19 protein-coding genes are annotated in these 21,906 nt (G+C 64.4%); 9 read left to right on the forward strand and 10 right to left on the reverse strand.

The window, feature by feature from the left end; translation table 11 throughout:
• On the reverse strand, positions 1–978 hold the full coding sequence (locus tag ACUXVA_RS16240) for an ABC transporter permease (protein ID WP_445487038.1): 978 nt from the start codon (positions 976–978) through the stop codon (positions 1–3).
• Between the two features lie 24 nt (positions 979–1,002).
• Positions 1,003–2,619: an ABC transporter substrate-binding protein gene (locus tag ACUXVA_RS16245; RefSeq protein ID WP_445487040.1), complete on the reverse strand. Its 1,617-nt coding sequence runs from the start codon at positions 2,617–2,619 to the stop codon at positions 1,003–1,005.
• 269 nt (positions 2,620–2,888) lie between these two features.
• Here ACUXVA_RS16245 and ACUXVA_RS16250 point away from each other — a divergent pair, with 269 nt between their 5' ends.
• The 5 genes from ACUXVA_RS16250 to ACUXVA_RS16270 all read left to right on the forward strand — a co-directional run bounded on the left by ACUXVA_RS16250 (position 2,889) and on the right by ACUXVA_RS16270 (position 6,609).
• Positions 2,889–3,173, forward strand: coding sequence for a hypothetical protein (locus tag ACUXVA_RS16250; RefSeq protein WP_445487042.1), 285 nt, complete (start codon positions 2,889–2,891; stop codon positions 3,171–3,173).
• 154 nt (positions 3,174–3,327) lie between these two features.
• Complete coding sequence (locus tag ACUXVA_RS16255; RefSeq protein WP_445487044.1) at positions 3,328–3,666, forward strand: hypothetical protein; 339 nt, start codon at positions 3,328–3,330, stop codon at positions 3,664–3,666.
• A gap of 198 nt (positions 3,667–3,864) precedes the next feature.
• A complete protein-coding gene (locus ACUXVA_RS16260; RefSeq protein WP_445487046.1) occupies positions 3,865–4,971 on the forward strand; it encodes a methionine ABC transporter ATP-binding protein in 1,107 nt (368 codons plus the stop codon).
• On the forward strand, positions 4,961–5,626 hold the full coding sequence (locus ACUXVA_RS16265) for a methionine ABC transporter permease (protein WP_265079366.1): 666 nt from the start codon (positions 4,961–4,963) through the stop codon (positions 5,624–5,626). The genes ACUXVA_RS16260 and ACUXVA_RS16265 overlap by 11 nt, the downstream gene beginning before the upstream one ends.
• 200 nt (positions 5,627–5,826) lie before the next feature.
• On the forward strand, positions 5,827–6,609 hold the full coding sequence (locus ACUXVA_RS16270; RefSeq protein WP_445487048.1) for a MetQ/NlpA family ABC transporter substrate-binding protein: 783 nt from the start codon (positions 5,827–5,829) through the stop codon (positions 6,607–6,609).
• A gap of 178 nt (positions 6,610–6,787) precedes the next feature.
• Here the strand turns inward: ACUXVA_RS16270 and ACUXVA_RS16275 are convergent, their stop codons facing one another.
• From ACUXVA_RS16275 to ACUXVA_RS16295, 5 genes are all read right to left on the reverse strand, one after another.
• Positions 6,788–7,519 (reverse strand): amino acid ABC transporter ATP-binding protein, encoded by a 732-nt coding sequence (locus tag ACUXVA_RS16275; RefSeq protein WP_445493305.1) that lies wholly within the window; start codon positions 7,517–7,519, stop codon positions 6,788–6,790.
• A gap of 49 nt (positions 7,520–7,568) precedes the next feature.
• Positions 7,569–8,261 (reverse strand): amino acid ABC transporter permease, encoded by a 693-nt coding sequence (locus ACUXVA_RS16280; RefSeq protein WP_265079364.1) that lies wholly within the window; start codon positions 8,259–8,261, stop codon positions 7,569–7,571.
• A complete protein-coding gene (locus tag ACUXVA_RS16285; protein ID WP_445487051.1) occupies positions 8,261–8,995 on the reverse strand; it encodes an amino acid ABC transporter permease in 735 nt (244 codons plus the stop codon). The genes ACUXVA_RS16280 and ACUXVA_RS16285 overlap by 1 nt, the downstream gene beginning before the upstream one ends.
• 81 nt (positions 8,996–9,076) lie before the next feature.
• Complete coding sequence (locus tag ACUXVA_RS16290) at positions 9,077–9,991, reverse strand: amino acid ABC transporter substrate-binding protein (RefSeq protein ID WP_265079363.1); 915 nt, start codon at positions 9,989–9,991, stop codon at positions 9,077–9,079.
• 299 nt (positions 9,992–10,290) lie between these two features.
• A complete protein-coding gene (locus tag ACUXVA_RS16295; RefSeq protein ID WP_265079362.1) occupies positions 10,291–10,953 on the reverse strand; it encodes an HAD family hydrolase in 663 nt (220 codons plus the stop codon).
• A 409-nt stretch (positions 10,954–11,362) separates the two neighbouring features.
• Between ACUXVA_RS16295 and ACUXVA_RS16300 the strand changes: the two genes are divergently transcribed.
• From ACUXVA_RS16300 to ACUXVA_RS16315, 4 genes are all read left to right on the forward strand, one after another.
• Entirely contained in the window at positions 11,363–11,842 is a 480-nt protein-coding gene (locus tag ACUXVA_RS16300; RefSeq protein WP_265079361.1) for a (2Fe-2S)-binding protein, read from the forward strand.
• Positions 11,843–11,846: 4 nt separating this feature from the next.
• Entirely contained in the window at positions 11,847–14,045 is a 2,199-nt protein-coding gene (locus tag ACUXVA_RS16305) for a molybdopterin cofactor-binding domain-containing protein (RefSeq protein WP_445487054.1), read from the forward strand.
• 152 nt (positions 14,046–14,197) lie between these two features.
• Complete coding sequence (locus ACUXVA_RS16310; RefSeq protein ID WP_445487056.1) at positions 14,198–15,325, forward strand: HlyD family secretion protein; 1,128 nt, start codon at positions 14,198–14,200, stop codon at positions 15,323–15,325.
• The gene (locus ACUXVA_RS16315) at positions 15,312–16,898 is read left to right on the forward strand and encodes an MFS transporter (protein ID WP_265079359.1); all 1,587 of its coding nucleotides are present in this window, start codon (positions 15,312–15,314) and stop codon (positions 16,896–16,898) included. Before ACUXVA_RS16310 ends, ACUXVA_RS16315 begins: the two co-directional genes overlap by 14 nt.
• 41 nt (positions 16,899–16,939) lie before the next feature.
• Here ACUXVA_RS16315 and ACUXVA_RS16320 read toward each other — a convergent pair whose 3' ends face one another.
• From ACUXVA_RS16320 to ACUXVA_RS16330, 3 genes are all read right to left on the reverse strand, one after another.
• On the reverse strand, positions 16,940–17,686 hold the full coding sequence (locus ACUXVA_RS16320; protein ID WP_265079358.1) for an SDR family oxidoreductase: 747 nt from the start codon (positions 17,684–17,686) through the stop codon (positions 16,940–16,942).
• 224 nt (positions 17,687–17,910) lie between these two features.
• Positions 17,911–19,899, reverse strand: a complete 1,989-nt coding sequence (locus tag ACUXVA_RS16325) for a putative bifunctional diguanylate cyclase/phosphodiesterase (protein ID WP_445487059.1) — start codon at positions 19,897–19,899, stop codon at positions 17,911–17,913.
• 237 nt (positions 19,900–20,136) lie between these two features.
• Complete coding sequence (locus ACUXVA_RS16330; RefSeq protein WP_265079356.1) at positions 20,137–21,897, reverse strand: chloride channel protein; 1,761 nt, start codon at positions 21,895–21,897, stop codon at positions 20,137–20,139.
• Positions 21,898–21,906: the final 9 nt, after the last annotated feature.

Raw genomic sequence — 21,906 nt, forward strand, 5'->3', positions numbered from 1 at the left:
TCAGCCCTCGGCCGTGATGCGCGGATCGAGCCGCGCATAGAGCAGATCGACGAAGAAGTTCACCACGATCACCAGCAGGGCTGAGACGAAGACAATGCCGAGCAGCGTGTTGAGGTCACGCTGCACGACGGATTCATAGGCGAGGCGACCGAGGCCCGGGAGCGAGAACACGCTTTCCACGACGACCGAGCCACCGAGCATGGTGCCGGCCTGGATGCCGATCAGGGTGACCATCGGGAGCAGGGCGTTGCGCAGCACGTGGCGGACCACCACACGGGTCTCGTCGAGGCCCTTGGCGCGCGCGGTGCGCACGAAGTCCAGGTTCAGCACCTCGAGCATGGAGGCCCGCATGATGCGCAGATAGATGGCGAGGAAGATCAGGCCCAGCGTCAGCGTCGGCAGCACCAGATGGCGGGCGATGTCGAGGGTACGCCACAGGCCGGTCTGCACCGCGCCGATATCCTCGAAGCCGCCGGCCGGCAGCCATTGCAGATAGATCGAAAACACCACGATGGCCATCAGCCCGAACCAGAACGACGGCGTCGCGTAGAAGATCAGGCCCAGCGTCGAGATCAGGGTGTCCGGCCATTTGTTGAAGCCGCGCGCGGCGATGACGCCCAGCACCAGTCCGAAGAAAAAGGCGAAGGACAGCGACGCCGTCATCAGCAGCAGCGTCGGCGGCAGACGTTCGAGAATGACGGTCGCGACCGGCTTGCCGTAGATCGAGGAGAAGCCGAGATCGAGGCGCACCAGCTTCCAGAGATAATTGCCGAGCTGCATGGGGATCGAGAGGTCGAGCCCATAGAATTTGCGCAACTCGCGCGCGGTGGCCGCGTCGCCGCCGCCCATCTGGGCCATCATCGCATCGACGGTGTCACCCGGCGCGAACTGCAGCAGCAGGAACACGCCGATCAGGATCAGGAACAGGGTCGGGATCGAGGCGGCGAGCCGCCGCCCCGCGAGAGTCAGAATACGCATCGGGCTATCCTGCCAGCCTTTGCGTCAGGCCGATAGCCACAGATCGTGCCAGCTCGAGGAGCCCCAGCGCGGCGTGTTGGAATGGTTGCGTGCCTTGGCGGTAATCACCGTGACGAAAATTTGTTCGATCGGCATCCACACCGGCAATGCGGTGTTCGCCTGCTTGACGAACTCGGCATACAGGGCCTTGCGCTTGGCCGGATCGATTTCGGTGGCGGCGTCGTCGATGACCTTGTCGATGGCTGCGTCTTCCCAACCCCACTGGTTGGTCCACGGTGCGCCCTTGGGCTGGCCGGAGCGATACCAGACGGTGGTCGAGACGGCAGGGTCGTTGCGGTACTGGTGCCAGCCGGTGGCAAGGTCGAAGGCATGGTCGTCATAGACCTGCTTGAGAAAGCCGCCGCCGTCGTTGCGCACGACCTCGACGGGGATGCCGACTTCGCCCAGCGACTGCTGGATGAAGGTGGCCCACAGCGAGATGTCCTCGCCCCACGGCGCCGGGAGCAGGCGCAGGCTGAAGCGGGTGCCGCCGGCGCCGGGCTTGAAGCCGGCCTCGTCGAGCAACGCGATCGCCTTCTTCTTGTCGTAGGGATATTGCGGCGTGTCGGCGCCGGGATAGAAGTCGGTGGACACTGACGGGATCGGCCCGGTGCCGAGCTTGGCGAAATCGCCCAAAAAATTCTCGATGAAGAACGGCACGTTGATCGCATGGGCGATGGCGCGGCGGACGCGGATGTCGGCCAGCTCCTTGCGGCGGAAGTTGAACTCGATGGTATTGGTACGGGCGTTGCCCTCGTTGCCCTTGGTGGACACGACGAAGCGCTTGTCCTTGCCGAGGCGCGCGGTGTCGGAAATCGTCAGGCCGGTGAACGGGCTGTAGTGCAGGTCGCCGGCCTCCATCTGCGCCGCGGCGGCCGCGCGGTCGGTGATGACGCGCCAGGTGATGCGGTCGAGATAGGGCGCGTTGGGCCGCCAGTAGTTCTCGTTGCGGTCGGCGATGATGTACTGGCCGCGCTCGTACTTGACGAACTTGAACGGCCCGGTGCCGACCGGTGCGAGGTTGGTCGGGTTCTGGCGGATGTCGCCGGACTCATAGAGGTGCTTGGCCGAGACGTAGCCAAGGTCAGGCAACGCGCGCAGCAGCAGGCCAAGCGGCATCGGCCGCTCGTATTTGAAGATGGCCGTGAGCGGGTCGGGGGTTTCGACGTCGGTCAGAAACAGTTGCAGCGTCGATCCGTAATTGAGGATCTTCTTCCACATGTTCATGGCAGTGAAGGCGACATCGGCCGAAGTGAACGGCTTGCCGTCGTGCCAGGTCACACCCTTGCGCAGCTTGAAGGTGATGGTCTTGCCGTCGGGCGTGGCTTCCCAGCTTTCCGCGAGAACGCCGACCGGCTGGCCGTTGGCGTCCAGATCGACCAGCGACTCCTGGATCTTGCCGCCGATGATGTAGACCCCGGTGGAGGCCTGGATGCTGGGATTGAGCTGGCGCTGCTCGGCCCCGTAATGGACGTTGAACACGCCACCCTTGCGTGGGGTCTCCTGGGCGAAGGCCCGCAAAGGATTGGCGACGTTGGCGGCAATGGCCGCCGATGTCAGCAGCGCGGTGCGGCGGGTGATCTCGAAACGCGAAAGTGTCATGTCTTCTCCAGGCGCATATCCGGTGCCGGCGGGACCTCGGCCGGCATGGAACCACGCTACGACGAACCCGACGGCCGAGTCATTTTCTATTTGTGTTTAGACCAGTTGGATTTGCCTACATGGGGCTGCCGACGTGCAATAGCGGCCGGTTGCATCTGCCGGTCCGCGCCCCGTCGTTCGACGTTTTGGAACCCAAAGAATCCAGGTTCCTCCCGCAACCAGCGAATTCCTTCGGCGTTATTCGGGGCAGGGAGAGAAAGGAAAATGTGATGAAGAAGACAGCAGTTATTTTGGCGACCGTCGCAGCGCTCGGCGCGGCGGCAGTGACGACGGCGCCCGCAGAGGCGCGCGGTCGCGGATGGGGCCCTGGCCCTGCCATCGGTCTGGGTCTGGCGGCGGGCGCGCTCGCCGCTGGCGCCTATGGTGCATACGGGCCCGGCTACGGCTACGGATACTACGGCCCCCGCTACTATCGTCCGCATTATTACGGCTATGGTTACGGCTACCGTCCGCGCTATGCCTATTACGGGCCGCGCTACTATCGTGGCTGGTAACCGCCCGCAGGACGAACCAGCCCGGAGCTTCGCTCCGGGCTTTTTCATAAGCGCTGCGCCATCGTGATCACCGGATTTGCGGCGGGAAACAATCGCTTCAATACGAAGTTAGCGATACGGCGGCTCGCTCGGGCCGTCGCCATGGAATCATCAAATGCACGTCGAACGGGTGTTACGCGAATACGGTCAGCTTCTGCGGCCGATGAACGAGGCCCCTCGCGACGGTAAGCGCATTCTTGGCCACCATCCCCGTACGCGGCGGTTGGTCCTCTGTTACTGGGAGACGGCCCCGGCCGCTCTGGTGGGTCCTGTCTGGATCGGTGAGCAGGACGGTCGTCGCGGCTATCTCGATCGCTATTTCGACGGCTGGCTCGATCCGCAGGACCTCCGGCTGCTCGACGCCGATGCGGTCAACCGGCTGCTGGTGGCCTATATCGATGACGCCCGTGCCGGCGATGACACTGCGGCGCTCAAGCTCCTGGAGCAAGCCTGAGCGGAGGCCAGCCGTGCTGCCATGAGGCCGAATCCGGCATTTCTGTCCCCTAGCGGAACAGCCTAGGAGGCGGTTGTGGTTTTCTTGGCGACGCCATTGAATTAGCTGGCAAAATCCGTAGGTTGCGCGGGTTCGCCGTCGTTGCGGACCAACAATCCTCACATCGCCGCCTTTCCATTCGCGCAGAACTGATCTCCTATGAACGCTCCCTTATCCAAGCCAACCGGAGCGCCCGTGCCCATCATCGACCCGCAGGGGCGCGCCATCATTTCCTTCGATGGCGTCAGCAAGATTTTCCCGGCGCGATCAGGCTCCGCCGAGGTGCGGGCGGTGGATAGCATCGACCTCAAGGTGCCCGAAGGCGCCATCGTCGGCGTGATCGGGCGCAGTGGCGCCGGCAAGTCGACGCTGATCCGGCTGATCAACGGCCTCGAACTGCCGACCTCCGGCAAGGTCAATGTCGACGGCCTCGACATCGGCGCGCTCGACGAGCGCAGCCTGCGCCAGGCGCGGCGTTCGATCGGCATGATTTTCCAGCATTTCAACCTGCTGTCGTCGCGCACCGCCTTCGACAATATCGCGCTGCCGCTGGAAATCGCCGGCGTGGCGCGTCGCGATATCCCGGGCATCGTCAATCCGCTGCTTGACATGGTCGGCCTCGCCGACAAGCGCGACCGCTATCCTGCCGAACTGTCCGGTGGCCAGAAGCAGCGCGTCGGCATTGCCCGCGCGCTGGCCACCAAGCCGAAAGTGCTTCTGTCCGACGAGGCCACGTCGGCGCTGGATCCGGAGACCACCAGCCAGATCCTGGCGCTGCTTAAGCAGATCAACGCCGACCTCAACCTCACCATCCTGTTCATCACTCACGAAATGTCGGTGGTGAAGAAGCTCGCCGACCATGTCGCCGTGATGGAAGGCGGTCGCATTGTCGAGCAGGGCACGACCTACGAGATCTTTGCCAACCCGCACCACGAGACCACCCGGCGTTTCGTCGGCGAGGTCACCGGCGGCAACGTGCCGGAATGGCTGCAGGCCAAGCTGAAGCCCGCTTACGCGCCCGGCATGCAGGCGGTGATCCGCATTGCCTTCACCGGCGCGGATGCCGACGAGCCGGTGCTGTCGCGGCTGACCCGCGCCTACAACGTCGATTTCAACATCATGCATGGCCAGATCGAATACGTCGCCGACCATCCGTCCGGCACGCTGATCGCATCCGTCGCCGCCGAGCCCGAATTGTTGGCGAAGCTGGTGGCCGAGCTGACCAGCACCCGCAACAAAGTGGAGCACCTTGGCTATGTCGCCTGAACTGTTGTCGCTGATTGCCTGGTCGACCCTGGACACGCTGACCATGGTGGCGCTGGCCGGCACCTTCGGCACGCTGGTCGGCCTGCCGCTCGGCATCTTTCTCGCCACCAGCCGCGCCAACGAACTATTCCCGGCGCCGATGGTCAATCGTCTGCTCGGCCTCGTAGTCAATGCCACGCGCTCGACGCCGTTCATCATCCTGGTGGTGGCCATCGTGCCGCTGACGCGGCTGATCGCCGGCACCTCGATTGGCACCAGCGCCGCGGTGGTGCCGTTGACCATCGCCGCAATTCCCTTCATTGCCCGCGTCATCGAGGGCGCGATCCGCGAAGTCGACCAGGGTCTGGTCGAAGCCGCGCGCGCCTTTGGCGCCAGCCCTCTGCAGATCGTGCAGAAGGTGCTGCTGCCGGAAGCCCTGCCGGCGGTGACGCTGGCGCTGACGCTGGCCACGGTCAGCCTGATTGGCTACTCCGCCATGGTCGGCGCGGTCGGCGGCGGCGGGCTTGGCGATCTCGGCATCCGCTACGGCTACCAGCGCTTCATGCCGGAGGTGATGGCCACCGTGGTCATCGTGCTGATCGTTCTGGTGCAGGGCGTGCAGACCATCGGCGACCGGCTCTCCCGCCGCCTCGACAAGCGCAACCGTCATTCGTGAGGTCACTTATGGGACGTGTCCCGGACGCAGTGCAGTGCGCCGCTTCTTAGCGGCATAGTGCACTGCTGAGCCGGGACCGTCAAAAACGCCGGCGATCGGTACGGTCCCGGATCTGCGAAGCAGCGTTGCACGCTGCGTCGCGTCCGGGACACGAACTGAACCGCTTCGATCAATCTTCAACACCACCACAGGAATCGAATATGTCGCTACGTTCTCTCGCTTTCTCCGCCGTTGCAGCCCTTGCGCTGACGGCCGCTGCTCATGCCGAGACCATCAAGGTCGGTGTCACCGCCGGGCCGCATGCCCAGATCATGGAGGCCGTGAAGGCGGTCGCCGCCAAGAAGGGCCTCGACATCCAGGTCGTCGAATTTTCCGACTATGTGGTGCCGAACGCGGCGCTGGAAGCCGGCGACCTGCAGGCCAATTCGTTCCAGCACCAGCCCTATCTCGATAACCAGATCGCCGACCGCAAGTACAAGATCGTATCCGTCGGCGGCACCGTTAACTTCCCGATGGGCATCTATTCGAAGAAGGTGAAGAGCTGGGACGAGATCAAGACCGGCGCCTCGTTGGCGATCCCCAATGACCCGACCAATGGCGGCCGCGTGCTGCTGCTGTTGCGCGACAAGGGCGTCATCAAGCTGAAGGACGGCGTCGGTTTCAAGCCGACCATGCTCGACATCACCGAGAACCCGAAGAAGCTGAAGATCATCGAGATCGATGCCGCGCAGACCCCGCGTACCCTCGACGACGTCGATGCCGCGGGCGTCAACACCAACTACGCCACCCAGTCCGGCCTCGACCCGGTCAGGGATGCGCTGCTGCGTGAAGATCCCAAGGGGCCCTACGCCAACGTCATCGCGGTGCGCATTGCCGACAAGGACAAGCCGTGGGTGAAGACGCTGGTGGAGAGCTATCAGTCGCCGGAGATCAAGGAATTTATCGCCACCAAGTTCAAGGGCGCGGTGCTGGCTACCTGGTAGGCTTCACCTCTCCCCGCTTGCGGGGAGAGGTCGTCTCGAAGGCGCGAAGCGCGTTCGAGGCGGGTGAGGGGAGCGTGCGTTTCACTCGCGGCTCCCCCTCACCCGAAGCCTTCGCTTCGCTCAGGCTCCGACCTCTCCCCGCAAGCGGGGAGAGGTAAGAAAGCGCGTCGCTCGTTGCCTAGTGTGTCAGGATCTTCGACAGGAACTGCTGCGCGCGGTCGCTGCGCGGGTGGCCGAAGAAGTCGTCTTTCTGGGCGTCTTCGACGATCTCGCCGGCATCCATGAAGATGACGCGGTTGGCGACCTTCTTGGCGAACCCCATTTCGTGGGTCACCACCATCATGGTCATGCCTTCCTTAGCGAGCTCGACCATGACGTCGAGCACCTCGTTGATCATTTCCGGATCCAGCGCCGAGGTCGGCTCGTCGAACAGCATGCAGATCGGGTCCATCACCAGCGCCCGCGCGATAGCGACGCGCTGCTGCTGACCGCCGGACAGCCGGCCGGGATATTTCTCGGCATGCGCGGTGAGGCCGACGCGCTCCAGCATCTTCATGGCCTTGGCGCGCGCGGCGTCCTCGGAGCGGCCGAGGACCTTGGTCTGGCCGAGGCACAGGTTCTCGACGATCCGCAGGTGGGGAAACAGTTCGAAGTGCTGGAACACCATGCCGACGCGCGAGCGCAGCTTCGGCAGGTCCTTTTTCATCGTGGTGACGTTGAGACCGTCGACCAGGATGGTGCCTTCCTGCACCGGCTCCAGCGCGTTCACGGTCTTGATCAGGGTCGATTTCCCCGAACCGGACGGACCGCAGACCACCACGACCTCGCCCTTGTCCACCGTGGTGCTGCAGTGCTTCAGCACCTGGAACGTGGGATTGTACCATTTGCTGACGTTGTCGATGGTGATCATGGGCATGGGGATCGACCGGATGTTGGAGGCACGGAAATGAAGGGCACGGCTATCGGATGATGCTGATGCGCTTTTGCAGGCGCTTGACGAAGAACGAGGCGGTGAAGCAGATCGCGAAATAGACCACCGCGGCGAACAGGTACATTTCGGTGAGGCGGCCGTCGCGCTGCGCCACCTTGGAGGCGGCGCCGAGGAAGTCGGTGATCGACAGCACGTAGACCAGCGACGTGTCCTGGAACAGCACGATGGTCTGGGTGAAGATCACCGGCAGCATGTTGCGGAAGGCCTGCGGCAGCACGACGTGCCGCATCACCTCGCGGTAGTTCAGGCCGATGGCGTAGCCGGCCATGACCTGGCCGCGCGGGATCGACTGGATGCCGGCGCGCATGATTTCGGAGAAATACGCCGCCTCGAACAGTGTGAAGGTGACGATGGTCGAGGTGTAGGCGCCGACCTGGACCGGCTGGTCGGCCCGCAATATCCACTGTCCGATATAGGGCATCAGGAAGTAGAACAGAAAGATCACCAGCACCAGCGGCAGCGAGCGCATCAGGTTGACGTAGCTCGCCGCAAAGGTCGACAGCGCGACGTTCGACGACAGTCGCATCAAGGCGACCAGCGTGCCGAGGATCAGTCCGCCGACGGTGGCTATCGCCGTCAGCGTCAGCGTGAAGGTCATGCCCTGCTCGAACAGGTAGGGCAGGCTGCGCCAGATGACGTTGAAATCGAAATCGCTGAACATTACGCCTTCCCCCCGTTAAAGCCGGGGATGACGAGGCGCTTCTCCGCATAGCGCATCCCGATTGTCACCACGGCGCTGAGGACAAGGTAGATCACGGTCGCGGCCGTGAAGGCCTCGAACACCTGGAACGAGAATTCCTGCATCGAGCGCGCCCGCGCGGTCAGTTCCATGACGCCGATGGTCAGTGCCACCGCGGTGTTCTTGATGGTGTTGAGAAACTCGGAGGTCAGCGGCGGGAAGATGATGCGATAGGCCAGCGGCAGCAGGATATAGCGATAGGTCTGCACGGTGGTGAGGCCGATCGCGGTGCCGGCCATGCGCTGGCCTTTTGGCAGCGAATTGATGCCGGCGCTGACCTGGGTGGCCACACGGGATGACATGTACAGGCCGATGCCGATGACCGCCGTATAGAACGGGCCGTTGCGCAACTGCTTGACCCAGGTGCCGAGATCCTTCGGCAGCAGTTCGGGAATGACGAAGAACCAGATGAAGAGCTGCACCAGCAGGGGGATATTGCGGAAGGTCTCGATATAGGCGTTGCCGAGCCGTTCCGACCATTTGGAGGGCAGGGTGCGGATGATGCCGATCAGCGAGCCGACCACGAAGGCGATCGTCCAGGCACACAGCGCAAGCAGGATTGTGACACCAAGCCCGCTCATCAGCGTGCTGAAGTAGGTGCCCGTCGCCTCCGGCGTCTGCTCCCAGAAGATGCCCCAATTCCAGTGATAGTTCACGAATTTACCCCCGCCCCACGCCTGTTGGCAAAAGGCTCATGCAATGGCCGGGCCATCGCATGAGCCTCGTGTCGTCCTTGCTTAGTTGGTGTAGGCGTCAGGATCGGCCGAATCCGACGGCTTCGCGAAGGCCTTGGCCTGCTCGGCGCCCATCGGCACGTTGAGGTTCAGGCCCTTCGGCGGGATCGCCGACATGAACCACTTGTCATACAGCTTCTTGCCGTCGGCGCTCTTGTAGAGAGCGGCGGTGGCGTCGTCGGCGACCTTCTTGAAAGCCGCGTCGTCCTTGCGCAGCATGATGCCGTAGGGCTCGGGCTTGGAGAACGCATCCTTGGAGATGACGTAGCCCGACGGATCCTTGGAGCCGGCGGCGAGGCTGGCGAGCAGGATGTCGTCCATGACGAAGGCGACGGCGCGGTCGGTCTCGACCATCAGGAACGCTTCGGCATGGTCCTTGGCGGCAATCACGTTGATGCCGAGGTTGCGCGCGGCGTTGGCTTCAGTGAGCTGCTTGATGTTGGTGGTGCCGGAGGTGGAGACCACCGACTTGCCCTTGAGATCGTCGATCGAGTTGATCTTGCTGGACTTCTTCGAGACGAAGCGGCTGGCGGTCAGGAAGTGGGTGTTGGTGAAGGAGACCTGCTTCTGGCGGTCGACGTTGTTGGTGGTCGAACCACATTCGAGGTCGACGGTACCGTTGGCGATCAGCGGAATGCGGGTGGCCGAGGTCACCGGGTTGAGCTTGACTTCGATCTTGTCGTTCTTCAGCTCTTTCTTCACGGCATCCACGATCTTGTAGCAGATGTCCATGGCGAAGCCGACCGGCTTCTGGTTGTCGTCCAGATAGGAGAACGGCACCGAGGAGTCACGGAACCCGATGGTGATCGCGCCACTGTCCTTGATTTTCTTCAATGTCCCGGTCAGCTCCTGCGCCGAAGCCGGTCCTGCGCAGAGCGCGGCGGCGATCAGAATGCCGGTCGCATGTTTATAGCCCATGGTGTTCTCCTTTGGATCACGCTGAATCTGAGATGTCCGCCATGAGCATGGCTGGCCTGCGCGGATCAATCAAGCCCGCATAAAGGTACATTTGATGCCGATCGGCCCCGGCGGGGTACGGTGCAACGCGCGAAGGCATCCCGAAAAATGCCCAGCAATTGTGAGGGTGCTGGTTAAACTATGGGCGTGCAATTTCGCAGCTTCGCCCAGGCCTGATCGGATGGCGCGCGCCGCTGGCCAAAAGGCAGGCGCTACCGGCTGAGGCCCGCCGGGGTTGGTGAGCGCGCTGGCCGGACGGCTCAGGCGATTTTTGTCGCGCCGAGCAGTCCGGCGAGACGTACGCCCACCGCCTGCGGCGTCACGCAGACGTGGGCGGCGCCGGCCCCGCGCAGTTCCTGCTCGTTGCCGTAACCATAGAGAACGCCGACCGGGGTCATGGCGTTGTTGCGGGCGCCGATCATGTCGAAGCTGCGGTCGCCGACCATGACTGCGCGATTCCCGGCGAGACCGCGCTGGTCGAGCGCGTAGTGCAGCAGCGCCGTCTTTTCGCCTCGGGTGCCGTCGAGCTCGGCGCCGTAGACATGCTCGAAATAGCCGGCCAGGCCGAAATGCTCGATGATGCGGCTGGCGAACACGTGGGCCTTGCTGGTGGCGACGAACAGCCGGGGCCCGGCCGCCTTCAGCCCTGTCAGCAGTTCGTGGATGCCGTCATAGAGCTTGTTTTCGTAGAGGCCGATGTCGGAGAACCGTTCGCGATACAGCGTCACCGCGCGTGCCGCACGGGCTTCGTCGCCGAGCATGGTGCGGAAACTGGTGATCAGCGGCGGGCCGATGCACCACAGCAGATCCTGCTCGGCGGGGACTGGTTGATCGAGGGCGGCGAGCGCGTGCTGGATGGAGCGGGTGATGCCGACTTTGGGGTCGGTCAGCGTGCCGTCGAGGTCGAGGAAGATGGCGTCCATGCCGGCTGGTCTAGAGGCATTTCCGGCAGCCCGCAACGGTCAGGCGCTCTCCGAGGACGGAGTCGACACTGCGGCCGTCGAGTGCCGCCTGCCTGTGTGCCGGGCCATTCGCATCCGGCATTGCGCCACTTGCCGCCCGCTGACGGCCGGCGCTCGGCCGACCCCGAGGGGCGATTCTCCGACGTCGCTCTAGCGTCCCGCGTCGGATCGGGCTTGTCGCAACTTTGTGAATGACTCCGCGCGCCGTTCTCGCGTGAAATACGCTTTTGCGCGCTAGAGGCGATTGCGAGACGCCGCGGGCGTCCGTATGATATTGTCTTCGTCATTCCATTCGCCCGGCTGTCGCGCCCCGACTGCCGGTAACTCCTTGCTGCGACCGCGAGTCGTGCGCCTGTGTCTGGAGATCGTCATGGCCTATAGTATCAATATCAATGGCGTGAGCCATTCGGTCGACGTCGACAGCGACACGCCTCTGCTCTGGGTGCTGCGCGACGTACTCGGCATGACCGGGACCAAGTTCGGCTGCGGTGAGGCCCTGTGCGGCGCCTGCACCGTGCACCAGGACGGCAGCGCCGTCCGCTCCTGCGTCACGCCGATCGACAGCGTCGGCGACTCCAGGATCACCACCATTGAGGCCATCGGCCAGACGCCGGCCGGCGCCCGGATCCAGAAGGCCTGGCTCGATCTTGAGGTGGTGCAATGCGGCTATTGCCAGTCCGGCCAGATCATGTCGGCAACGGCCTTGCTGGCGAGCAATCCCAGCCCGAAAGACAGCGATATCGACGATGCCATGGCGGGCAACATCTGTCGTTGCGGCACCTATGTCCGGATCCGCGAAGCCATCAAGCATGCCGCGGCGGCACCCGCGACCAACGGGCAGAAGGGCTGACACCATGTTCGACAAATTGATCGATCGCGACGCCATTTCTGAACCCAGGATGCCGCGCGTGCTGTCGCGCCGCACCGTGCTCACGGCGGGTGCGGCCGCCGGAGGCGGGCTGTTGCTCAGTATCAGCATGCCCGGATGGCCCGGCCGCGCCGATGCCGCCGACGCGGCCGCCTTCGCGCCCAATGCCTTCGTGCGGATCGACCGCGACGGCCAAGTCACGCTGGTGATGGCCCAGGTCGAGATGGGGCAGGGCACTTACACCTCGATGCCGATGCTGATTGCCGAAGAACTTGAAGTCGAACTGGCGAAGGTCAGGCTCGAGCACGCGCCGCCGGACGACAAACTGTACGTCAACCCCCTGATCGGCTTCCAGGTCACTGGCGGTTCGACCTCGGTACGGGGGTTCTGGAAGCCGCTGCGGATGGCCGGCGCTGCGGCGCGGACCATGCTGATCCAGGCCGCTGCGGCAGAGTGGAAGGTCGATCCTGCCACCTGTCGCGCCGTCAAGGGCGAGGTGATCCATACGCCCACCGGACGCAAGCTGGCCTATGGCAGGCTGGTCGATGCCGCCGCCAAGCTGCCGGTTCCTGCAGATGTCCCGCTGAAAACCCAAAAGGATTTTGCGCTGATCGGCACGCCGGCGAAGCGCCTCGACAGCGCCGGCAAGGTCAACGGTACCGCGGAATATGGCATCGATACCAAGGTGCCCGGGATGAAGGTCGCCACCGTGGCGGCGTGTCCGGTGATCGGTGGCAAACTCGGCAACGTCGACGACAGCAAGGCCACCGCGGTCAGGGGCGTGCGCCAGATCGTCAAGCTCGACAATGCCGTGGCGGTGATTGCCGATCACATGGGAGCGGCGAAGAAGGGACTCGAAGCGCTGGTGATCACCTGGGACGAGGGGGCTAGTGCACAGTTCTCCAGCGCCGACCTGGTGCAGCAGCTCAAGGATGCTTCGGACAGGGACGGCGTGGTGGCGGTGAAGCAGGGCGATGTCGCCAAGGCGATTGCCGGCGCCGCGACGAAAATGGACGCGGTCTACCAGATGCCGTTGCTGGCCCATGCGGCAATGGAGCCGATGAATTGCACCGTGCATGTGCGCAAGGATGGCTGCGACGTCTGGGTTGGCACCCAGGTGGTTTCGCGCGCGCAGGCGACGGCCGCTGCGGTCACCGGCCTGCCGCTCGACAAGGTCAAGGTACACAACCATCTGCTCGGCGGCGGTTTCGGGCGCCGTCTCGATGTCGACGGGATCACCCAGGCGGTGCAGATCGCCAAGCAGGTCGACTATCCCGTCAAGGTGATCTGGACCCGCGAGGAGGACATCCAGCACGACATCTACCGTCCCTACTACTACGACACGCTGAGCGCCGGTCTCGACGCCAGCGGCAGACCTGTGGCCTTCAACCATCGTGTCGTCGGCTCGTCGATCCTGGCGCGCTGGGCACCGCCCTTCTTCAAGGATGGTCTCGATTCCGATGCGGTGGAGGCCGGCTCCGGCCCCTACGGCTTCGATAACCTGCTGGTCGATTATGTCCGGCAGGAGCCGCCGGCCGGGCTCACAACCGGCTGGTGGCGCGGTGTCGGCACCACGCACAATGCCTTCATGGTTGAAGGCTTTGTCGATGAGCTGGCGGCGACCGCCAAACAGGATCCGGTCGCCTACCGCCGGGCGCTGCTCGACAAGGCCCCGCGCGCCAAAGCGGTGCTCGACCTCGCCGCCGACAAGGCGGGCTGGGGCAAGCCGATGCCGGCCGGCCGGGGCCGCGGCGTCAGCGTCGTGTTCGGCTTCGGCAGCTATATCGCCCAGGTCGCCGAGGTTTCGGTGGGGAAGGACGGTCAGGTCAGGGTCGAGCGCGTGGTCTGCGCCGTCGATTGCGGGCAGATGATCAACCCGGACACCATCAAGGCACAGATGGAGGGCGGCATCCTGTTCGGGTTGACCGCCGCGCTGTATGGCGAAATCACCCTGAAGAACGGTCGCGTCGAGCAGGGAAATTTCGACACCTATCAGGCGATGCGCATCAATGAAGTGCCGGTCATCGAAGTCCATCTAATCGACAGCCATGAGGAACCCGGCGGCATCGGCGAACCCGGCACCGCGACGATTGCGCCGGCCGTGGTCAATGCGATCTTCAACCTGACAGGCAAGCGCCTGCGTAAATTGCCGATTGATCCGGCGCAGCTGAAATCGGGGGCATAGGCGGCAGGAGCAACGACACGGCAACGTCGACGTCGCTGTTTCCTTCCAGCCCGGTTGCGGTCCGGCTCGCTGGCGCCAAAACCTGCGATACGAATCTTGCGAGAGGCCGGGGACAAAGGCAGTCTGCCTCCATCGATACGAGGACGGACCCGATGTCTCAGGCTGACCAAAACCAGAATCCGGCGTTAACGCCAGCGCAGCAGACCTGGCGCCGGCTGGCGATTCCGCTGGTGGCACTGGCGGCGGCGGTGACCTTCATCGTTGTCGCGACCCTGCGCTGGGATATCTGGATCGGCGGCATGGCGGTGCAGTCGACCAACGACGCCTATATCCGTGCCGAGACGACACGGCTGAGCAGCCGGGTGGCGGGCGCGGTGCTGGCGGTGCCCGTTCGGGATTTCCAGCGCGTCAAGGCCGGCGACCTGCTGGTGCAGATCGATCCCGCCGATTACGAGGCCCAGGTGGCGCAGGCGCAGGCCGCCGTCGCCGCCGCCCAGGCGGCGCTGGACAACCTCGCCAATCAGGTCGAGCTGCAATATGCCACCATCGCCCAGGCCGAGGCGCAGCGGGTGTCGGCGCAGGCGCTTGAGGTCGAGGCGCGGCAAGAGCAGGAGCGCCAGCAGTCGCTGACCCGGACCGAAGCCGGCACGCGGCAGAAGTTCGAGCAGGCGGTGGCCGCCTATGCCAAGGCGCAGGCCGATGTGAAGGCCAGTGCCGCGATCATCGCCGCGCAGCGCCATCAGCTCGAAGTGCTCGCCGGCACCAAGCAGCAGCGCGCCGCGGATCTGCTCGGCGCCAGGGCCGCGCTCGATGCCGCCAAATTGCGGCTCGGCTATACCAGGATCGTCGCGCCGTTCGACGGCGTCGTCGGGGAGCGTCAGGTGCAGGCGGGCGACTACGTCAATATCGGCTCGAGCCTGATCAGCGTGGTGCCGCTGCCGAACGTCTATGTGATCGCGAATTACAAGGAGACGCAGCCGACGCGGGTGCAGCCCGGCCAGCCGGTCGATATCATCGTCGATACCTTCTCCGACCAGCCGCTGCGCGGCCGGGTCGAGCGGATCTCGCCGGCCTCGGGATCGCAATTCGCGCTGTTGCCGCCGGACAACGCAACCGGCAACTTCACGAAAGTCGTGCAGCGCGTGCCGGTCCGCATCGAACTCGATCCCGGCCAGCGGCTGCAGCAACGGCTGCTCCCGGGCATGTCGGTCACCGCGCGCATCCACACCGACCAGCCCGCCGTTGCCACGCGCGGGGATGCGATCCATGGCACCAAGTAAGGTCATCGAGAGCGGCCCGGTCTCCACCGGCGGCGTCTCGCACCGCCCGATCTTCGCGGTAGGCGCGGTGTTGCTCGGCTCGTTCCTGGCCAACTTCGACACCCGCATCTTTTCGGTCGGGCTGCCGGACATCCGTGGCGCACTCTCGCTGAGCTTCGACGAGGGCGCCTGGCTCTCGACTGCGGCGACGGCGTCGCAGATCTTCATCGCCCCCGCGGTGGCCTGGATGGCCACGGTGTTCGGATTGCGCCGGGTGCTGGGCTTTCCGAGCTTGGTCTATGCGGTGATCTCGCTGCTGATCCCGCTCACGCACGACTACACCACGCTGCTGGTACTCAACGTCATCCATGGACTGCTGCTCGGCACCTTCGTGCCGGCCACCCTGCTGATCATCTTTCGCAACCTGCCGATGTTCTGGTGGCTGCCGGCGATCGCGATCTATTCGATCCGCGTCGGCTTCACGCTCAACTCCGGCATTTCGCTGGTCGGCTTCTATGTCGAGCACCTCGGCTGGCAATGGATGTTCTGGCAGGATGTCATCATCGCGCCGCTGATGGGCCTGTTCGTCTGGCTCGGCACGCCGCGCGAGCCGGTCAACACCTTCGTGCTGGATGAGGCCGACTGGGGCGGCATGCTGCTGCTCGGCGCGGGCATGGCAATGGTCTATGCCGGGCTTGACCAGGGCAACCGGCTGGACTGGCTCGGGTCAGGCACCGTCGTGGCGCTGCTGTTCGGCGGCGCGGCTCTGGTGGTCGGGTTCTTCATCAACGAGTCGCTGGTGCGGCGGCCCTGGGCCCATGCCGAGGTGATCCTGTCGCGCAACATCGGCCTCGCGCTGGCGACAATCCTTTTATACACGCTGACCAGCCTGTCGAATTCCTCGCTGGCGCCGAACTTTCTTGTCGTCATCGCGCAATTGCGGCCTGAGCAGTCGGGGATGTTGTTTCTCCTCTATGGCGTCGCGCCGATGATCGTGCTGCTGCCGCTTTCGATCACGCTGGTGCGATACTTCGACGTGCGCTGGCCGTTGATCATCGGCTTGTCGGCCTTCGCCATCGCCGGCCTCCTTGGGACCCGGCTCACTCATGACTGGGCGCTCGGCGACTTCATCCCGATAGTGCTGCTGCAGTCGCTCGGGCAATCCTTCACGCTGCTGCCCATCGTGATCATCGCGCTGTCGAATTCCGATCCGTCGCGCGCCACCGCCTTCGCCGCCTATATCCAGGTGATGCGCCTCGGCGGCGCCGAGATCGGCATCGCTCTGATGAGCACCTGGCTGCGGGTGCGGGAGCAGCTCTATTCTAACCTGCTGGGCCAGCACATCGCGACCGGCGACGCCGACGTCACCGGCATCCTCGCGCAACTGACCAGCCGCTTCGCGAGCCACGGCGCCGGCCTGGCGCAGGCGCGCAGCGTCGGCACGCTGGCGTCGCGGGTCGCCCGCGAGGCCAATACGCTGGCCTATATCGACGGCTTCTGGCTGACGGTGTGGTTCGCCATCGCGGCGCTGATCTGCGTTTCGCTGATGAGCGCCGCACCGCCGGGACCGTTCACGCCGAAGCCGCGCTCCTGACGTTTCCTCGCGACGAGCGCGGAGACGTCAAGACCAGGGGGCTACATCCCGCCGATAAATCCGCGGTTCCAGGTCGGGCTGATCAGCACTTCGTTGACGCAGACATGCGCAGGCATGCCGGCGATGAAGGCGATGGTCTTGCCGAGATCGGCAGGTTGCAGCATCCGCGCCATCACTTCTTCGCTGGGCGGCACCGGACGCTTCAGCATGATCGGTGTGGCGACCTCGCCGGGCGACAGGCAGCAGGCACGCAGCCCGTTGACGCATTCGTCCATGTTGAAGGAGTGGGTCAGCGCCAGCACCGCATGCTTGGTCGCGGTGTAGGCCGGCCCGGTCATCTTGGAGACGTGGCGGCCCGCCCACGAGGCGACGTTGATGATGCAGCCGTCCTTCTGCGCGCGCATCGCCGGCAACACCGCGCGCATGCAATACATGACGCCGTTGAGGTTGATGTCGACCAGCTGGTCCCAGCCGTCCAGCGAGAGGTCCTCCCAGCTACGCTTCGGCACGTTGACGCCGGCGCTATTGACCAGCAGATCGATGCGGCCGTGCCTGGCGAGAATTGCTTCCGCCACCTTTGTCACATCGGCCGATTTGCTGACGTCCAGCGCCATCGCCTCGATCGGCTTGCCGCCGGTGCCGAGTTCGTCGGTCACTTCCTTCAGCATTTCGGCGCGGCGGCCGGAAATAATCACCGTCCAGCCATCGGCGAGCAATGCCGCAGCACCTGCCTTGCCGATGCCGGTGCCGCCGCCGGTGACCCAGGCGATTTTCTTGTCTCCACTCACGATGCGCTCCCTTTTTTGATTGCAGGCGAACGTAGCGAAAGAACGCAGGTCTTCAAAGCCTTGATCCCGGCCAGGACCAGATCGCGCGCCCGTGGTGTTGTGGCATTCATCGGCATGCGGCGGTCTGCACAGCCCCGCTGGCGGGGCAGCCCGTGCTCAACCCATGCCTGCGCGATCCCGCCGTCGAGATGGACGTCAGCAAGGTGAAGAGTGACGTGCCGCCGTTATGCGCGGGCCATCGCCGCGGGAGCGGCGTTGTCGCTGGCGGCGAGATAAGCTTGCACCTTGCTGGCGGCCATCGGCCGGGCGAACAGGTAACCCTGCATGAAGCGGCAGCCTTCGTCGCGCAGCAACCGCATCTGCTGGGTCGTCTCGACACCTTCGACGACGCAATCGAGCTTCAGGTTGATGCACAGCCCTGCCAGGGTTCTCAGGATCATTTGCGATGCCGCGTCGGTCTCGACGTTCTGGACGAAGCTGCGGTCGATCTTGATCTTGTCGAGCGGCAGTTCGCGGATGCAGCTGAGGCTCGAATAGCCGGTGCCGAAATCGTCGAGCGAGATGCGTGCACCGAGCGCCTTCAGGGTCTTCAATGCTTCCGATGCCTGGGAACGGTTGCGCATCACCGCCGTCTCGGTGACCTCAAAATCGATCCTGTGGGCGTCGATGCCGCTCTGCTGCACGATGCCGATGATCTTCAGCACCGACAGGGGTGACGCCACGTCGAGTGCCGACAGGTTGAACGAGATGCGGACGTCGGCAGGCCATGATGCGGCGCCTTCCAGGGCCTTGCGCAGCAGGATCGGCGTAAGCTCACAGATCGAGCCGGAGCGTTCGGCGGCGGTGATGAAGCGCATCGGCGACACGTCGCCCAGCGTCGGGCTGCGCCATCGCGCCAGCGCCTCGAAGCAGACCGTGCGACCGCTATCGGTGTCGATAATGGGTTGATAGGCGATCCACAATTCGGTCTCAAGGTCCGCGTTGAGCAGCGCCTGGTCGATCAGGCTGGCCTCGCGGATGCTGGCCTGATGTTCCGCCGAGAAAATCACCGCACGGCCGCGATCGTGCTGCTTGACGAAATACAGCGCATAGTCGGCACATTCGAACAGGTCTTCGGCGGTGATGGCTACCGACGGGAAAGTGGCGAAGCCGATCGAAGAGCCGATGCGGATGGTGAGTTCGTCGATCTCGAACGGCGCCTGTAGCAGGTCGGCGATGGCCGTGCCGGCTTCGATGATACGCGCGCGACAGGTCTCGTTCTCATCGATGATGACGAACTCGTCGCCACCCAGCCGCGCCAGATAGATGGAAGGATCGAGTGCGGCGCGCAGCCGGAGGCTGGCGTCTATCAGCAGGCGATCGCCGGTCCGATGGCCGTGCACGTCGTTGATCGGCTTGAACCCGTCGAGATCGAGGATGCCGATGGTCAGGCTTCGGCCCTCTGCGGCGGCTTGCGCCATGCGTCGATCAAGTTCGGCAAAAAAATGACGCCGGTTCGGCAGGCCGGTGAGGCTGTCGATATTCGAATTCCTGAAATTGGTGTCGTTGAGCGCCTTCAGTTCTTCCTGCTTGATGAGCAGCGCCTTGGTCGAGTTGATGCTATTTTCGAAGTTCCGGTAGTTGATCAGCAGCACGTATCCGCAGGCAACGACTACCGTCACGAAGTTGATGGCGGTGGCGACGAACACCATGCTACCGGTAGATACGAAAAATATGGTGAAGGGGATCACCACCAGCGCCATGATCAGGAGCGCGGCGGAGCGCAGATGCATCAGGCAGAAGCCGATACCGATGGTGGTCGTCGCCAGGAAGAAAGCGACGTAGCTCTGGACATAGGCGTCGCCGTAGCGAAACAGGCTCAGGCTCCAGGCGCTGAAGCCGGCGCCGAGAATGCCGGCGGTGACGATGGTGCCGTGCAGTCGCGCGATGGCGTGCTCGGCGCTGAGAATCTTGCCGCGGGAGCGCCACCACAAGATCATGCGGAACAGGCAGACCGAGTTCAGGACCGACGGAATCACCACGGTCAACAGCCAAGGTGCGGAGCCATAATGCGTCACAGCGAGCGCCACGGTGTTAACCATCACGAGCGTGTACATGATCGGAATCTGTCGCGTGAATGCGGCCAGCTTGGCCTGGATCAGTTCGGGGTTCTCGCGTGGCAGACGCAGCACCGCCCGGACACGGGCTTGAAATGATTGAAGCTGACTGAGCATCGCGTCCTTCCTGGACATCGAAACGTTCGATCGGAGGAGGAGAGTTAGCCCAGATAGTTTAACAATGGCCTGCGAAAGAGCCGCCAGGCACAAGGACGTGTTCCATACAAGTTAAAGTAGTGTATGAATTTGCTGGGGAATTTGAGATTAATGTCCGGTTTCGGACGCTGGACGGTACTCTGCGGTGGTTGTCTGCCGCGCATCGGCGACGCCCTTTTTCAGGGGCTGTTTTACGTCTCAGAGTTCCCCCACCGCGGCACGGCGCCGCTTCTCTGATTCCTCGGCGTAGCGGCGCAAGGCGAAGGCCTCGGTGAGCACGCCGACGACGCGATTGCGGTCGTGGCTGTCGACCACTGCCAGCGATTCCGATTCCGCGCCGTCGAAGGCCGCCACCGCCTGCTGCACATTCATGTCCGGTGTGAGGGTGGCGCCACGGTTGCGCAGCATTCCCTGAAGACTGGTCTCGGGCTTGCGTTCGGGCTCATGGGCCTCGGCGACCAGCGCAATGCCGGCATAGCGACCGTGCTGGTCGATGGCGATCACCTGGGTCTTCGACCCCAGCGGAAACTGTTCGCGAAACGCGGCAATGCTGATGCCGGCATTTACCGTGACCATATCGGCGCGCATCATGCTGGCCACGGTGAGGTCGCGGATCCAGCCGACATCGGCGGCGCTGCGGATGGTCTCGCCGCGCAGGTGCAGTCGCCAGGTCGCGAAAGAATAGCCGAACAGCTCGCGCGTGGTCTGCGTCGAGACGATGACCGCGATCAGCACCGCGGTCGTCAGCCAAAGGTTGCCGGTGGCCTCCAGCGCGATGAAGGTCATGGTCAGCGGCCCGCCGATCACGGAGGCCGACAAAGCGCTCATACCGATCACCGCGTAGACGCTGGTGTCGAGCGCGAGCTGTGGAAGCAGCGCGGACGCGCCGGCGGCGAACAGGTGGCCGCCGAGCACGCCGAGCAGCAGGGAGGCGAAGAACAATCCGCCGCGGAAACCCGAGCCGAGCGACACCACCGAGGCCACCGTCTTCAGCGCGAAGACCATGGCGATCACCATGAGTGGCTCGCTGGTGTCGCCGCTGACATGCAGCGCGCCGTGACCCGACGACAGCACCTCCGGCGTTGCCAGCGCCAGCAGGCCGACCAGCAGCCCGCCGAGCATCGGCCGCAGCGGCGTCCACAGCCGGCTGCGCGTCAGCAGCGTCTCACACAGCGCCACGCCACGCATGATGGCGATGCCGAACAGCGCCGCCACCAGGCCGAGGAGGGCGGCCAACGCGAGGTCGGGGCCGCTGACCTCGCCGATCTGGTTGACGGAGATGCCGAGCGACAGCGGTGAAAATGCCCGCGTCGCGGCATAGCCGGCCACGGCGGCGACGCCGATCGGCGTCAGGCTCGCCGGTGTGTAGCCGCCGATGATCAGTTCGAAGGCGTAAAACGCGCCGGCCAATGGCGCGCCGAAGGCGCCGGCAATGGCCGCGGCGGCGCCGCAGCCGACCATGATGCGCTGGTCGGCGCGGCGCAGATGCAGCGCGCGACCGATCGAGGCGGCGACGCCGCTGGCGATCTGGGTGTAGCCGGCCTCGAGCCCGACCGAGCCGCCGACGCCGCTCGACCATACGGTCTGCAGCGCCACGATGATGCTGCCGCGGAACGACATCCTGCCGCCATGCAGCGCATTGGCCTCGATCGGATCGACCTCACGCCCCGGCCGCCAGCGCAGCAGCATCAGCAGTGCCACGCCGAGCACCAGCCCGCCCAGCGTCGGCACCAGGACGGCGCGAACCGGATCGATGGCAGTTTGGCTCGACAGGCGCTCGCCCAGCGCCAGATCGAACAGCGCTACGTGCATCAGGTTTACGGCGCCGCTCATCGCGGCCACCAGCAGACCGGCGATGCCCCCGATCAGTGCCGCCACCAATACGAGGCTGGTTTCGCGCGATCGGACGAAGGTACGCAGCGCGCGCGGAGCCTCGAGGAAATAGCCGGACGATGTCATGGCGGATAT

It is taken from the genome of Rhodopseudomonas sp. RCAM05734 (assembly GCF_052658035.1).

Bases quoted from the DNA above. Each gene is read 5' to 3' on its own strand.
- ACUXVA_RS16290 (WP_265079363.1), bottom strand. From the start codon at position 9,991: ATGGGCTATAAACATGCGACCGGCATTCTGATCGCCGCCGCGCTCTGC.
- ACUXVA_RS16315 (WP_265079359.1), top strand. From the start codon at position 15,312: ATGGCACCAAGTAAGGTCATCGAGAGCGGCCCGGTCTCCACCGGCGGC.
- ACUXVA_RS16300 (WP_265079361.1), top strand. From the start codon at position 11,363: ATGGCCTATAGTATCAATATCAATGGCGTGAGCCATTCGGTCGACGTC.
- ACUXVA_RS16295 (WP_265079362.1), bottom strand. From the start codon at position 10,953: ATGGACGCCATCTTCCTCGACCTCGACGGCACGCTGACCGACCCCAAA.
- ACUXVA_RS16310 (WP_445487056.1), top strand. From the start codon at position 14,198: ATGTCTCAGGCTGACCAAAACCAGAATCCGGCGTTAACGCCAGCGCAG.
- ACUXVA_RS16265 (WP_265079366.1), top strand. From the start codon at position 4,961: ATGTCGCCTGAACTGTTGTCGCTGATTGCCTGGTCGACCCTGGACACG.
- ACUXVA_RS16305 (WP_445487054.1), top strand. From the start codon at position 11,847: ATGTTCGACAAATTGATCGATCGCGACGCCATTTCTGAACCCAGGATG.
- ACUXVA_RS16255 (WP_445487044.1), top strand. From the start codon at position 3,328: ATGCACGTCGAACGGGTGTTACGCGAATACGGTCAGCTTCTGCGGCCG.
- ACUXVA_RS16280 (WP_265079364.1), bottom strand. From the start codon at position 8,261: ATGTTCAGCGATTTCGATTTCAACGTCATCTGGCGCAGCCTGCCCTAC.
- ACUXVA_RS16245 (WP_445487040.1), bottom strand. From the start codon at position 2,619: ATGACACTTTCGCGTTTCGAGATCACCCGCCGCACCGCGCTGCTGACA.
- ACUXVA_RS16260 (WP_445487046.1), top strand. From the start codon at position 3,865: ATGAACGCTCCCTTATCCAAGCCAACCGGAGCGCCCGTGCCCATCATC.
- ACUXVA_RS16270 (WP_445487048.1), top strand. From the start codon at position 5,827: ATGTCGCTACGTTCTCTCGCTTTCTCCGCCGTTGCAGCCCTTGCGCTG.
- ACUXVA_RS16325 (WP_445487059.1), bottom strand. From the start codon at position 19,899: ATGCTCAGTCAGCTTCAATCATTTCAAGCCCGTGTCCGGGCGGTGCTG.
- ACUXVA_RS16250 (WP_445487042.1), top strand. From the start codon at position 2,889: ATGAAGAAGACAGCAGTTATTTTGGCGACCGTCGCAGCGCTCGGCGCG.
- ACUXVA_RS16330 (WP_265079356.1), bottom strand. From the start codon at position 21,897: ATGACATCGTCCGGCTATTTCCTCGAGGCTCCGCGCGCGCTGCGTACC.
- ACUXVA_RS16240 (WP_445487038.1), bottom strand. From the start codon at position 978: ATGCGTATTCTGACTCTCGCGGGGCGGCGGCTCGCCGCCTCGATCCCG.
- ACUXVA_RS16275 (WP_445493305.1), bottom strand. From the start codon at position 7,519: ATGATCACCATCGACAACGTCAGCAAATGGTACAATCCCACGTTCCAG.